The organism is Staphylococcus equorum, from assembly GCF_029531845.1.
Lineage (GTDB): Bacteria > Bacillota > Bacilli > Staphylococcales > Staphylococcaceae > Staphylococcus > Staphylococcus equorum_C.
In genome coordinates this window covers 1-13,613 of sequence record NZ_JAMBPV010000005.1, presented here as the reverse complement: position 1 = coordinate 13,613, position 13,613 = coordinate 1, and the positions used below count along the sequence as shown (strand labels likewise).

The following is a 13,613-nucleotide window of genomic DNA, read 5'->3' as shown; positions in this document are numbered from 1 at the left end:
TAGAGAGGTAGTAAGTCATGGATAATGAGAAAGGTTTATTGATTGTACTATCTGGACCTTCTGGTGTAGGAAAAGGGACAGTTAGAAAAAAAATATTTGATGATCCAACCACATCTTATAAATATTCTATTTCGATGACGACACGTGATAAACGTGAAGGTGAAGTAGATGGTGTTGATTATTTTTTCAAAGCCAAAGCAGAATTTGAAGAATTAATTAAACAAGATGAATTTATAGAATATGCTGAATACGTAGGCAATTACTATGGGACGCCAGTTCAATATGTTAAAGATACAATGGAGCAAGGTCATGACGTATTTTTAGAAATTGAAGTAGAAGGTGCGAAACAAGTACGTAAGAAATTTCCAGATGCATTATTTGTTTTTCTTGCGCCGCCAAGTTTAGATCATTTACGTGAACGATTAGTTGGTCGTGGTACGGAATCTGATGAGAAAATTCAAAGTCGTGTGAATGAAGCGCGTAAAGAAGTAGAAATGATGAACTTGTATGATTATGTTGTTGTTAATGATGAAGTAGAGTTAGCTAAACAACGTATTCAATCTATTGTAGAAGCTGAGCATTTGAAGAGAGAACGTATTGAGGCAAAATATAGAAAAATGATATTGGAGGCAAAAAAATAATGTTATACCCACCATTAAATGAATTAACAGCAAAAGTTAATTCAAAATATTTAATTGCAACTACTGCTGCAAAACGTGCTCGTGAAATAGATGAAAATCCAGAAACTGCATTGTTAAGTAAATATGATGCAAAAAAACCTGTAGGTAAGGCGCTAGAAGAAATCGCTGGCGGAGATGTTTATCCAAACGGACTTTACAAAATACCATCTAAATAATTAAAAGTTAATCTTGAAATACGGAAATACAACTAATGCGGATCTAGTTAAAATTTTCCAATTTTTTCTAGCTAGCCTTGTGGGGGCGGGAATACGAAATCAAATTTTGATTTCTGTCCCGCTCTTTTTTTATTTGATTAATAAATTGTGTATAATGATGATTAATCATGTATTTAATGTATTTAATGTATTAAATTACAAATTAGTCTTTGTTTTATTTATAAATAAAAAATTATAACCTATTGAAAGGTCATATTTAAATCATTTGGAGGGGATTTTCAATGAAACGAATATTACTTGCTGTTACGGGTGGTATTGCTGCGTATAAAGCAATTGATTTAACAAGTAAATTAACGCAAGCAGACTATGATGTTAGAGTCATGCTTACAGATCATGCACAAGAGTTTGTGACTCCATTAGCTTTTCAAGCAATTGGTAGAAATCCAGTTTATACAAGTACTTTTTTAGAACAAAACCCAGAGGAAATACAACATGTTGCATTAGGTGATTGGGCGGACGCAATCGTAGTGGCTCCAGCAACAGCAAATACAATCGCCAAACTTGCAAATGGTATTGCCGATGATATGGTGACGTCAACATTACTCGCTACGGAAACACCTAAATTTATTGCGCCAGCGATGAATGTGCATATGTATGAAAATAATAGAACACAACATAATCTTGCTACACTAAGTTCGGATGGTTATTATTTTCTCGAACCTGGTGAAGGCTTTTTAGCATGTGGTTATGTTGCGAAAGGACGCATGGAAGAGCCGTTGCAAATCGTTGAAAGATTAAACCAATTTTTCAAAGAAAATGATCATGCATCTTATCCAACAGACAGTCGATTTGAAGGAATTAATGCTTTAATCACTGCCGGACCTACTGTCGAAGAGTTAGATCCAGTACGTTATTTATCTAATCGATCATCAGGAAAAATTGGTTATGCATTGGCGGAATCACTAACTAAGCGTGGCGCTAACGTTACACTCGTATCTGGACCTACACACCTAATACCTCCAGAAAATGTAAATGTTGTTCAAATTCAGAGCGCTGAGGAAATGTTTGAAGCGGTGAAAAAACACTTTGATGAACAAGATATCATATTTAAAGCTGCAGCAGTATCAGATTATGCACCTGCTGAAATGTTAAAGCACAAACTAAAAAAACAAGACGGTACGTTATCTGTAACTTTTAAACGTACACCAGATATTTTGAAATATTTAGGAGAACATAAAACAAAGCAATTCTTAGTAGGTTTTGCTGCTGAAACACAAAATATTGAAACATATGCTCAGAAAAAATTACAACATAAAAATGCAGATGTGATTATTGCTAATAACGTAGGAGATCGTTCAATAGGATTTAGTTCAGACGATAATGACTATACGATGTATTTCAAAAATGGAAATCCTATTAGCTTAGGAAAACACAAAAAAGTCATATTAGCGGAGCATATCTTAGATAGTTTAGAAACAAGGTGGGAATAAAATGATAGCAAAAGTAATTGTTGATATACCTTCGAAAAGTGTGGACTTTACGTTCGATTATATTATTCCTACAAGATTACAATCTATGATACAAGTGGGTATGCGTGTCATTGTGCCTTTTGGACCTAGAACAATTCAAGGTTATATTATGGAAATAACAGAACAACCTGACGCAAATATAGACATAGCCAAGCTAAAAGAGATAAAAGAAATTCAAGATATTAAACCAGAATTAACTGAGGAACTCATTAAGTTAACGGATTGGTACAATAATTACTTTGTGACGAAGCGTATTTCTATGTTAGAAGTGATGTTGCCGAGTGCAATTAAAGCTAAGTATACAAAAGTTTTTTCAATTGAAAATGAGGAAGCGATTCCGGAACAGTTACGTCGACGTTTCGATAGTGAAGGGCATTATGCGTATAAAGAAGCGCAGTATAATGACGACCTATCCGTCATCTCTCCTTTATTGAAGCAAGGTGATATTAGTGAAGTCACATTACTTTCTCAAAGTCTCAGCAAAAAGAAACAACGTGCTGTGAGAGTGATAGAAGGCTTTGAATATGACGCTGTACTTGGTTCTTTAGAAAAGTCTCAAAAACAATATGATTTATATGCTTATTTAATTGATGAACGTCATCATACTGTATTACTGAAACAATTAGAAGAAATGAACTTTTCAAAATCGAGTATTGATACACTTACGCGCAAAGGCTTTGTTGAAAAATACGATGCAATCGTGGAACGTGATCCTTTTGAAACACGTGTATTTGAACAAGACGAAAAGCAACAACTTACAGTTGATCAACTGCAAGCGTTTGAAGCAATACTTAAAACTATTAAGGCACATGAGCAAAGAACCTTTTTACTCCATGGTGTGACGGGTTCAGGAAAGACTGAAGTATATTTGCAAACAATTGAAGAGGTGTTGCATTTAGATAGACAAGCTATGATGCTAGTGCCTGAAATTGCTTTAACCCCACAAATGGTTTTAAGGTTTAAGCAACGATTTGGTGATGAAGTCGCGGTGCTCCATTCAGGTTTGTCGAAAGGTGAACGCTATGATGAATGGCAAAAAATCAGAGATGGTAAAGCTCGGGTAAGTGTTGGCGCAAGGTCAAGTGTCTTTGCACCATTTAAAAATTTAGGCATGATCATTATTGATGAAGAACATGAATCATCTTATAAACAAGAGGACTATCCTAGGTACCATGCACGTGATATTGCCCAATGGCGTAGTCAATATCATCAATGCCCATTGATTCTAGGGAGTGCCACACCGAGTTTAGAAACATACGCGCGTGCTGATAAGGGTGTTTATGAACTATTGTCTTTACCTAACAGAGTCAACCAACAAGCGTTACCAGAAATTGAAATCGTTGATATGAGAGCTGAATTGAGTTCAGGCAATCGATCTATGTTTTCAGAACAATTACGTGAAGCAATTCAAAATCGTTTAGATAAACAAGAACAGATTGTATTGTTTTTAAATCGTCGAGGCTATGCATCATTTATGCTATGTAGAGATTGTGGTCATGTACCACAATGTCCTAACTGTGATATCTCCTTGACTTATCATAAGTCCTCAGACCAATTGAAGTGTCATTATTGTGGTCACCAAGAAACACCTCCGAACAAATGTCCTAATTGTGAAAGTGAACATATAAGACAAGTTGGTACAGGTACGCAAAGGGTTGAAGAATTATTACAAGAAGTGTTCCAAGAAGCGCGAATTATACGTATGGATGTTGATACTACGTCTCGCAAAGGAGCTCATGAAAAATTATTAAATGATTTTGGCACAGGTAAAGGAGATATTCTATTAGGAACTCAAATGATTGCAAAAGGGTTAGATTTTCCTAATATCACGCTAGTAGGTGTACTTAACGCAGATACGATGCTAAACCTTCCTGACTTCAGAGCAAGTGAACGTACTTACCAATTATTAACACAAGTATCTGGGCGTGCAGGACGTCACGAAAAAGAAGGGCAAGTTATCATTCAAACTTATAATCCAGAACATTACGCGATTAAAGATGTTCAAGAAAATGATTATACAGCTTTCTTTAACAAAGAAATGAATTATAGAAAAATAGGGAAATATCCTCCTTACTTCTTTTTAATAAATTTCACTATCTCACACAAAGATATGAAGAAAGTAATGGAAGCATCGAAACATATTCATAAAATTTTATTACAGCATTTATCAGATAAAGCATTAGTATTAGGGCCATCACCAGCAGCATTATCAAGAATAAATAATGAATACCGCTTCCAAATCTTAATTAAATATAAAAGTGAACCAGCATTACATGAAGCGCTTAAGTATTTAGATGATTATTATCACGATCAATATTTAAAAGACAAGTTATCATTAAAAATTGATATTAATCCTCAAATGATGATGTAAGAAGCTCGTTTAAATGTCCTGACTACAATAGTTTTAAAGGATACAAACGTTTGTAGAATTAAATAAAGTCCAGAAAAAGGACAAATAGTTTAACTTGAGTCATATTTTAAGTCTCAATTAACTGTTTGTCTTTTTTACTGTTATATATTTGAATAATTGTTTACAAAGCCCTTTAATATATGTGGAATTCGACGATTTGCAGGAGTAAAAATATTATATTAGAGGAGTTTATGTGAGGAAAAAACGATTCATTAATGTCGTTAATGATTATAAATAGCATCTATGAAGGGAAATAAATACGCTAAAAACATAAGTATTACTAGAATAGCTATAAACCAGTTTTCTTTTTCCAAACTTATTCATCCTTTTCAAAAGTATATGGTAACCATATTATAAAAGAATAAGTAAAATCAATAACAGAGGGAGAATGTAATTAAATCTTTAAGTTAAATTAACAATGTAATTAAAAGTAAATAGCGAGCTATCATTTATTATAAAGGCCTTTTTAATTTTTTGTTTTTAAAATTTTAAATGTCTATAATAATTGTTATATATCTATATTTAATTTATAAAAAACATATCAATTTTAAATTTGCATTTAATGCGTTGTACAGTTATATTGAATAGTAACGAGTCCAATATAAATTGATATCGTACTTATCTAAAACAGAGATCTAGATTTTTAAATCAGCAATAAAATACAATGGTGAACAGTTTTCATCATGTAAATATAATGTCTAAGGGGATTTGTCTATGAGTTTAATGAATAAAAGAGAAGCTACAGGATTAAGTATAGTTGAATTATCAAATCGTATCGCATCTTTATATAATACAGAATTAAGTCCTGAATTAATTGAACGCATAGAAAGTAAGCAAACAAAATTAAAAAATGAAGATGCACAAATATTGGCCGAATTTTTTAATACAACCTCTGAAGATTTAATGTGAACCAAACAGACTTTAAAATTCATCTAAATGAGTAATTTAACCATAAAATATGAGTATCGTCTCACTTGTTATACATTAAATTTAGCGCCATGAATTAGTATTTAAAATGATTAGAAAAATTTAAAATATTAGTGTATAGTGGGCCTATAAAGCTCAGCATAGTACAAGTGAATAAAGGGGCGATGTGTCAATGGTATATAATAAATATAATCAGCCAATTGGTGAAATACTAAAAGATTTTGAAATGCCTTATATTCCTGAAGCGGAGTTATTAAAAGGGCAATATTGTCGTTTGGAAAAATTGTCAACACAACATATAGATGATTTATTCAGTCATTTTAGTACAGAAGAAGATGCACCGAATTGGACGTATTTACCCGATGAACAAACACAAGATTTTAGTCAATTTAAAGACTACATAAATAATAAAATTGAATCGAAGGATCCTTATTTCTTTGCGATTATCGATAGTGAGAGAGATGAAGCGGTTGGTATTTTGTCGTTGTTAAGAATAAATCAAAAAAATGCATCTATCGAAGTGGGGCATATTCACTATTCAAATGTTTTAAAACAATCACGTATTGCAACTGAGGTGCAATATTTATTAGCAAATTATGTCTTTGAAACGTTAGGTTATAGAAGATATGAATGGAAATGTGATGCGCTGAATCAACCTTCTATTAAGGCAGCCAAAAGACTTGGATTTAAATATGAAGGTATTTTTAGAAATCATACAATTTATAAAAATAGAAGTAGAGATACTTGCTGGTTATCAATGTTAGACAATGAATGGTATGAATATAAAAGTAAATTTGAAAAATGGCTGAATGCGTATAATTTTGATGAATTCGGTATACAGCTTACTAGATTGTCTATGGAATAAAAGAAAGAAAATTAACATTTATATAATCGAATTATCTACAAAACGAAGGAAATATTTTATTGTTAACTGATAAAATATTTCCTTCGTTTTGTTTATTATTGTTAAGCTATACTTAGTATTTTAAAGTTATGAAATGTTTTTTGAGTTGTATTATGAACAGATAGCACGGCTATTTAAATTAGCAGTTGCACAATGCATGATGCATTTTTGGTCAAAATAAGTTATAATGATATGATGAATTTTTGTGAGGAGAAATATGATGACAATTAAACAGCTTGTTACGAGTCAACACCCAATTCTAAAAAGATCAATACCTGATGTTACTTTATTTGACGCTCAATTAGCGGAGTTGTTACTCGATTTAGAAGATACAATGTATGACGTGGGTGCATCCGCTATATGTGCACCACAAATTGGTATATCGCAAAAAGTGGCGATTATAGATATGGAAGTAGATGGCTTGTTACAACTGGTTAATCCTCAATTAATAAGCGAATCTAATGAGAAAGTTACAGATTTAGAAGGTTCCATTAGTATACCTAACGTATATGGTGAAGTGACGAGAAGTAAAATGATCGTTGTTAAAAGTAATGATAAAAATGGTAATGAAGTTGAAATGACAGCATATGATGATATTGCACGTATGATATTACATATGATTGACCATTTTGAAGGTAAGTTATTTACTGAGCGCGTAAGTAAATTTTTGAATGAAGCTGAAATGGAGGCGTATTTTGACAATGAGTAGAATAATATTTATGGGAACACCTGATTTTTCAACTAAAGTTTTGGAAATGTTAATTGCGGAACACGATGTAATCGCGGTTGTAACTCAACCTGATAGACCGGTTGGTAGAAAACGTACACTCACACCACCACCTGTAAAAAAAGTGGCAGTAGCTCATGACATTGCGGTTTATCAGCCAGAAAAATTAGCACAATCAGAAGACTTAAAAGCACTTATTGATTTAAATGCAGACCTAATCGTCACAGCAGCTTTTGGACAAATATTACCGGAATCATTATTAGCATCACCTAAACTAGGTGCAATCAATGTCCACGCTTCATTGTTGCCTAAATATAGAGGAGGCGCGCCAATTCATCAAGCGATTATTGATGGCGAAAAAGAAACAGGAATATCTATCATGTATATGGTTAAAAAACTAGATGCTGGTGACATTATATCTCAACGCGCTATTGAGATAGAACAGCAAGATGATGTAGGTACGATGCACGAGAAATTGAGCTTCCTAGGTGCAAACTTACTAAAAGAAACCTTACCATCTATAGTAAATGGAACTAATGACAGTATTGCTCAAAATGAAAGTGAAGCGACATTTGCATCTAATATTAATCGTGAAGACGAGAAAATTGATTGGACGCTTCCAGCCGAACAGATATATAACCATATTCGCGGTCTGTCACCATGGCCGGTTGCTTATACGGTTATGGACGAAGGAAACTTAAAAATATATGCATCTAAAATTGAAAAAGATAAAACTGGAAAACCAGGTACGATTATAGAAACAACAAAAAAAGCAATTATCGTAGCGACTGGTTCCGAAGATGCGATTGCTTTAACAGACATACAAGTTGCAGGTAAAAAACGAATGCTTGCTGCAAATTACTTAAGCGGCGTGCAAACGTCACTCGTTGGGAAGGTATTATTATGACAATAGACACGAACGTAAGACAGTTAGCATTTGAAACTTTACAAGACATCATCAATGACAAGGCATATAGCAATATCATCATTAATGAAGTATTATCTAATAATGAATTAAATCGTGCAGATAAAGGGTTATTTACTGAACTCGTTTATGGTACGTTAAAAAGAAAGTTTTCGCTGGATTATCTTTTAAAACCTTTCGTTCAAACGAAACTCAAAGGTTGGGTAAGACAATTATTATGGATGAGTATTTATCAATACGTTTATCTAGATAAAATTCCAGAACATGCAATTATTAACGAAGCAGTAGAAATTGCTAAGCGCAAGGGTGGCCCACATAATGGTAACGTAGTGAATGGTATCTTACGTAATATTATGCGCAGTAACTTACCAGACTTCACTGAAATTACTGATGACAAAAAGAGAATTGCAATCGAATACAGCTTGCCAAAATGGTTAGTGGATCATTGGTCAACACACTTTGGTATTGAAAAAACTGAAGCTATTGCGCAATCATTTTTAACAAAAGTAGAGACAATTGTACGTGTTAATTTAACAAGGATTTCGATTGAAGATGCAATTAGAAGGTTAGTTGAAGATGATTATATCGTAGAACAAGATAACGAGATTGATACATGTTTGCATATTAGTGGCAAACCAATTATCGAATCACGTATGTTCAAAGATGGTTTAGTTTCAATACAAGATAAAAGTTCTATGTTCGTTGCTGAATTAATGGGATTAGCAGATGGCGATGAAGTTCTAGATGCATGTAGTGCACCAGGTGGAAAAGCATGCCATATTGCAGAAGTATTAAATGGCACAGGACACATTGATGCAACTGATATCTATGAACATAAAATAGATTTGATAGATTTCAATATTAAAAAATTACGATTGTCTAACATTTCTGCTTTTGAACACGATGCGACTGAAAAATATGGTAAAGTGTATGATAAGATTTTAGTTGATGCACCATGTAGTGGCTTAGGTGTACTAAGACATAAACCTGAAATTAAATATGAACAGTCGCAACAATCAATTCAATCATTAGTTGAAATTCAATTGGAAATTTTAAATAATGTGAAAGATAATTTAAAACCAGGCGGCACGTTAGTTTATTCTACATGTACAATTGAACAATTAGAGAATGAAAATGTAGTCTATACATTTTTGAAAGACAATAAAGATTTTGAATTTGACACATTTGAACACCCGATAACTGGAGAAAAAGTGAAAACGATGCAAGTACTACCTCAAGATTTCAACTCTGATGGCTTTTTCATTACTAGGATTAGAAGAAAGGAAAATTAAATTATGATTACTGAAGAAAAGAAGAAAAAGAATAAGTTTCTTCCCAATTTTGAAAAGCAGTCCATTTATTCAATTAGATATGACGAGATGCAAGATTGGTTGATACAAAATGGTCAACAAAAATTCAGAGCGAAACAAATTTTTGAGTGGCTGTATGAAAAACGCGTAGACAGCATCGATGAAATGTTAAATTTATCTAAGGAACTTAGAGAAATTTTAAAAGATAGTTTTACAATGACAACTATGACGACAGTTGTTAAACAAGAAAGCCGAGACGGTACAATTAAATTCTTATTTGAGCTACAAGATGGCTATACAATAGAAACAGTTCTTATGAGACATGAATATGGGAATTCAGTATGTGTTACGACACAAGTAGGTTGTCGTATTGGTTGTACGTTCTGTGCATCTACTTTAGGTGGGTTGAAACGTAATTTAGAAGCGGGAGAAATAGTGTCCCAAGTACTTACTGTTCAAAAAGCACTAGATGAATCAGAAGAACGCGTATCACAAATCGTTATCATGGGTATTGGTGAACCATTTGAGAACTATGATGAAATGATGGATTTCTTGAAAATTGTCAATAACGATAATGGTTTGAATATTGGCGCCCGTCATATTACGGTATCAACTTCAGGTATTATCCCACGTATATATGATTTTGCAGATGAAGATATTCAAATTAATTTTGCTGTGAGTTTACATGGTGCAAATGATGAAATACGTTCTCGATTAATGCCTATTAACAGAGCATACAATGTTGAAAAGTTAATGGAATCTATTAATTATTATCAAGAAAAAACAAATAGACGTATTACTTTTGAGTATGGCTTGTTTGGCGGCGTCAATGATCAACTTGAACATGCTAGAGAATTAGCTCATTTAATTCAAAAATTAAATTGCCATGTTAACTTAATTCCAGTAAACCACGTGCCAGAACGAAATTACGTTAAAACACCAAAAGAAGACATATTTAAATTTGAGAAAGAATTAAAACGTTTAGGCATTAATGCAACAATTAGACGTGAACAAGGCGCAGATATAGATGCTGCATGTGGTCAATTAAGAGCGAAGGAACGAAAAGTAGAAACGAGGTAGAGACATGCTAAAAGCACAATTTTTTACTGACACGGGTCAACATCGTGATAAAAACGAAGATGCAGGTGGCGTATTTTATAATCAAACAGAGCAACAGTTATTAGTACTCTGTGATGGTATGGGTGGACATCTTGCAGGCGAAGTCGCAAGCCAATTTGTAATGAATGAACTGCAAAGACGATTTGAAGAAGAAAATCTCATCGAAGCAGGGCAAGCTGAAGATTGGTTGAGAACAACACTAAAAGCGATTAACCGTGAACTATATCAATTATCAGTAGAAAATCCAAAATATCAAGGTATGGGTACGACTTGTGTTTGTGCATTAGTGTTTGATAACTATGTAGTTGTTGCAAATATTGGAGATTCACGTGCGTATTTAGTGAATAGCAGAGATATTGAACAAATTACCAACGACCACTCATTCGTGAATCATCTTATGATGATAGGCCAAATTAGCGCTGAAGAAGCATTTACGCATCCACAACGTAATATTATAACGAAAGTGATGGGTACAGATAAATTAGTTACGCCAGATATTTTTGTGAAAAAAACGAACTTTTATGACTTTTTAATGCTAAATTCTGATGGTCTAACTGACTTTGTACGTAATCATATGATTCAAGAAGTACTAATTCAAGATAATGAATTAGAAACACATGGACAAAATTTAATAGAACTTGCGTTATCACAAGATACTAATGATAATGTGAGTTTAATTTTGGCTGAGATTGAAGGTGATAAAGTATGATAGGCAAATTAATAAATGAACGCTATGAAGTAATAACAAAACTTGGTGGCGGTGGTATGAGTACTGTCTATCTAGCTGAAGACTCGATACTCAACCGACAAGTTGCAATTAAAGCAATTAGAATACCATCGGGTGAAAAAGAAGAAACAATTAAACGTTTTGAGCGTGAAGTACATAACTTAACTCAACTTTCACACAACAATATTGTTAGTGTATTTGATGTGACAGAAAATGAAGAAAATTTCTTTTTAGTGATGGAATACATAAAAGGTCCAACATTATCAGAATACATTCAAGAAAATCGTCCATTAGATATTGAAACTGTGTTAAATTTCACAAGACAAATTATTGATGGTATCAAGCATGCGCATGATACTAAAATTGTCCACCGTGATATAAAACCTCAAAATATATTGGTGGAAAAGGACAAAACTTTAAAAATATTAGATTTTGGTATTGCTAAAGCGTTAAGTGAAACGACAATGACCGAAACGAATCATGTGTTAGGTACAGTTCAGTATTTGTCACCAGAACAAGCACGAGGAAAGTCTACAGATAATGGAACTGATATTTATTCCATCGGTGTAGTATTGTATGAAATGCTTGTTGGAAAGCCACCATTTTCAGGGGAAACCGCAGTAAGTATTGCAATTAAGCATATACAAGATCCGATGCCTAATGTTACTGATCATCGTTCAGACGTGCCACAAGCTATAAGTAATGTGGTGCTAAAAGCAACTGAAAAAGATAGAAATGAACGTTATAAAACTGTTAGAGATATGCAAGAAGATCTTGATAGTGCATTGTCAAAAAGTAGAGAGCATGAAGCGAAATACCTTTCAGATGATGCTAATACTAAAACAGTGCCTATAAATAAAGAAGAAATTGCCAATCAAACACAATCAGAAAATCAACATAAAAACATTAAAGAAACAATGCAAATTCCTATTGTGAATCAACAACAATTCCAATCTAGTGAAGAGCATATATACGCAGTGCCAACAAAAAAACGTTCGAAGAAAAAGAAGTTTTTCTATGCTATTGTAATCATTCTATTATTATTTGGCTTGTTTGGTTTTATGGCTATGGGAATGTTTGGGAGTAAGTATTTAGAAACACCAGACTTATCTGGCAAGACTGAAAAAGAAGCAGAAACGATATTAAAAGATAATAAATTAGAACTTGGTGAAATTTCTCGTGAGTATAGTGATAAATACTCTGAAAATAAAATCATTAAAACAACACCTAATAAAGGTGAGCGTTTAGAGCAGAAGAGTAAGGTGGATATCGTTTTATCTAAAGGACCTAAGTTAACAGAAATGCCTAGTCTTTATGGTATCCCTAAATCGGAAGCGATGGATAAGTTGAAAGACTTAGGCATTAAAGACGCTAAGGTAAAACAAGCCTATACGAACCAAAACGTAGCTAAAGGTTTAATCGAAGGACAAAACGTATCACCTGGCGATAAAGTTGAAGTGAATGATAGTAATATCGAATTAACTGAGTCATTAGGTATAAAACAAGTTTATGTCGAAGATTATAAAGATAAACCTTTCAAAACAGCTAAATCAGAATTAGAAGCTAAAGGCTTTAAAGTTGTGGTTAACAAAGAACAAGACGACGACAAAGTTAAAAAAGATCACGTTATCAGCCAGACACCAAAAGGTGAAGAAGTTGATGAAGGTTCAACAATTGGATTCACAGTTTCTAAAGGAGCACCTGAGGAAAAAGATGAGGACAAAGAAAAAGACAAAGAAGATTCTGATAAAAAAGATGAAGATAAATCTAAAGATGATGAATTAGACAAGACGTATACAGAGACATATCAAGTACAGTATACGGGTGATGATGATGAAAGCCAAGAAGTCAAAGTTTATGTAAGAGATAAAGATGACGAAGGCGATTCAGCTTCACAAACGTTCAAGATAAAAGAAAATAAAACAGTGAAAATTCCAATGACGATTCAAAAAGGCGAGACGGCTGGGTATACCATTCGAGTTGATGATAAGATAATCGCTGATAAAGATATCCCTTATGATTTTTAGCAACACTTAACGAGCGAAGAGAGTTTAGTGTTGCTTATGCAAGCGAAAGCTTGCGAACTGAACTGGCACTTAACGAGCGAAGAGAGTTTAGTGTTGCTTATGCAAGCGAGAGCTTGCGAACTGAACTGGCACTTAACGAGCGAAGAGAGTAT

12 protein-coding genes are annotated in these 13,613 nt (G+C 33.4%); all 12 read left to right on the top strand.

Annotation, left to right across the window (positions count from 1 at the left end):
• Window positions 1-17: 17 nt before the first annotated feature.
• The 12 genes from gmk to pknB all read left to right on the top strand — a co-directional run bounded on the left by gmk (window position 18) and on the right by pknB (window position 13,461).
• Window positions 18-641, top strand: a complete 624-nt coding sequence (gene gmk / locus M4L39_RS07670; protein ID WP_277581513.1) for a guanylate kinase — start codon at window positions 18-20, stop codon at window positions 639-641.
• Window positions 641-856: a DNA-directed RNA polymerase subunit omega gene (gene rpoZ / locus M4L39_RS07665; protein ID WP_277581512.1), complete on the top strand. Its 216-nt coding sequence runs from the start codon at window positions 641-643 to the stop codon at window positions 854-856. Before gmk ends, rpoZ begins: the two co-directional genes overlap by 1 nt.
• Before the next feature lie 281 nt (window positions 857-1,137).
• Window positions 1,138-2,346 carry a bifunctional phosphopantothenoylcysteine decarboxylase/phosphopantothenate--cysteine ligase CoaBC gene (gene coaBC / locus M4L39_RS07660; protein WP_277581511.1) on the top strand — a complete coding sequence of 403 codons (1,209 nt, stop codon included), beginning with the start codon at window positions 1,138-1,140 and terminating at the stop codon, window positions 2,344-2,346.
• Window position 2,347: 1 nt separating this feature from the next.
• On the top strand, window positions 2,348-4,756 hold the full coding sequence (priA, locus tag M4L39_RS07655; RefSeq protein ID WP_277581510.1) for a primosomal protein N': 2,409 nt from the start codon (window positions 2,348-2,350) through the stop codon (window positions 4,754-4,756).
• A gap of 753 nt (window positions 4,757-5,509) precedes the next feature.
• Entirely contained in the window at window positions 5,510-5,704 is a 195-nt protein-coding gene (locus M4L39_RS07650) for a helix-turn-helix domain-containing protein (RefSeq protein ID WP_277581509.1), read from the top strand.
• Window positions 5,705-5,894: 190 nt separating this feature from the next.
• Window positions 5,895-6,587, top strand: a complete 693-nt coding sequence (locus tag M4L39_RS07645) for a GNAT family N-acetyltransferase (protein ID WP_277581508.1) — start codon at window positions 5,895-5,897, stop codon at window positions 6,585-6,587.
• Between the two features lie 259 nt (window positions 6,588-6,846).
• The gene (locus tag M4L39_RS07640) at window positions 6,847-7,335 is read left to right on the top strand and encodes a peptide deformylase (RefSeq protein WP_277581507.1); all 489 of its coding nucleotides are present in this window, start codon (window positions 6,847-6,849) and stop codon (window positions 7,333-7,335) included.
• Complete coding sequence (fmt, locus tag M4L39_RS07635; RefSeq protein ID WP_277581506.1) at window positions 7,328-8,260, top strand: methionyl-tRNA formyltransferase; 933 nt, start codon at window positions 7,328-7,330, stop codon at window positions 8,258-8,260. The genes M4L39_RS07640 and fmt overlap by 8 nt, the downstream gene beginning before the upstream one ends.
• A 2-nt stretch (window positions 8,261-8,262) precedes the next feature.
• Window positions 8,263-9,570: a 16S rRNA (cytosine(967)-C(5))-methyltransferase RsmB gene (gene rsmB / locus M4L39_RS07630; protein WP_277581643.1), complete on the top strand. Its 1,308-nt coding sequence runs from the start codon at window positions 8,263-8,265 to the stop codon at window positions 9,568-9,570.
• Window positions 9,571-9,573: 3 nt separating this feature from the next.
• Window positions 9,574-10,668: a 23S rRNA (adenine(2503)-C(2))-methyltransferase RlmN gene (rlmN, locus tag M4L39_RS07625; protein ID WP_277581505.1), complete on the top strand. Its 1,095-nt coding sequence runs from the start codon at window positions 9,574-9,576 to the stop codon at window positions 10,666-10,668.
• Window positions 10,669-10,672: 4 nt separating this feature from the next.
• Window positions 10,673-11,416, top strand: a complete 744-nt coding sequence (locus M4L39_RS07620) for a Stp1/IreP family PP2C-type Ser/Thr phosphatase (protein ID WP_277581504.1) — start codon at window positions 10,673-10,675, stop codon at window positions 11,414-11,416.
• Window positions 11,413-13,461 (top strand): Stk1 family PASTA domain-containing Ser/Thr kinase, encoded by a 2,049-nt coding sequence (gene pknB, locus M4L39_RS07615; protein WP_277581503.1) that lies wholly within the window; start codon window positions 11,413-11,415, stop codon window positions 13,459-13,461. Before M4L39_RS07620 ends, pknB begins: the two co-directional genes overlap by 4 nt.
• Window positions 13,462-13,613: the final 152 nt, after the last annotated feature.

Excerpts from the sequence above, each read along its gene's own strand:
- priA (WP_277581510.1), top strand. The coding sequence starts at position 2,348 with ATGATAGCAAAAGTAATTGTTGATATACCTTCGAAAAGTGTGGACTTT.
- M4L39_RS07650 (WP_277581509.1), top strand. The coding sequence starts at position 5,510 with ATGAGTTTAATGAATAAAAGAGAAGCTACAGGATTAAGTATAGTTGAA.
- rpoZ (WP_277581512.1), top strand. The coding sequence starts at position 641 with ATGTTATACCCACCATTAAATGAATTAACAGCAAAAGTTAATTCAAAA.
- coaBC (WP_277581511.1), top strand. The coding sequence starts at position 1,138 with ATGAAACGAATATTACTTGCTGTTACGGGTGGTATTGCTGCGTATAAA.
- gmk (WP_277581513.1), top strand. The coding sequence starts at position 18 with ATGGATAATGAGAAAGGTTTATTGATTGTACTATCTGGACCTTCTGGT.
- pknB (WP_277581503.1), top strand. The coding sequence starts at position 11,413 with ATGATAGGCAAATTAATAAATGAACGCTATGAAGTAATAACAAAACTT.
- M4L39_RS07620 (WP_277581504.1), top strand. The coding sequence starts at position 10,673 with ATGCTAAAAGCACAATTTTTTACTGACACGGGTCAACATCGTGATAAA.
- M4L39_RS07645 (WP_277581508.1), top strand. The coding sequence starts at position 5,895 with ATGGTATATAATAAATATAATCAGCCAATTGGTGAAATACTAAAAGAT.
- fmt (WP_277581506.1), top strand. The coding sequence starts at position 7,328 with ATGAGTAGAATAATATTTATGGGAACACCTGATTTTTCAACTAAAGTT.
- rlmN (WP_277581505.1), top strand. The coding sequence starts at position 9,574 with ATGATTACTGAAGAAAAGAAGAAAAAGAATAAGTTTCTTCCCAATTTT.
- M4L39_RS07640 (WP_277581507.1), top strand. The coding sequence starts at position 6,847 with ATGACAATTAAACAGCTTGTTACGAGTCAACACCCAATTCTAAAAAGA.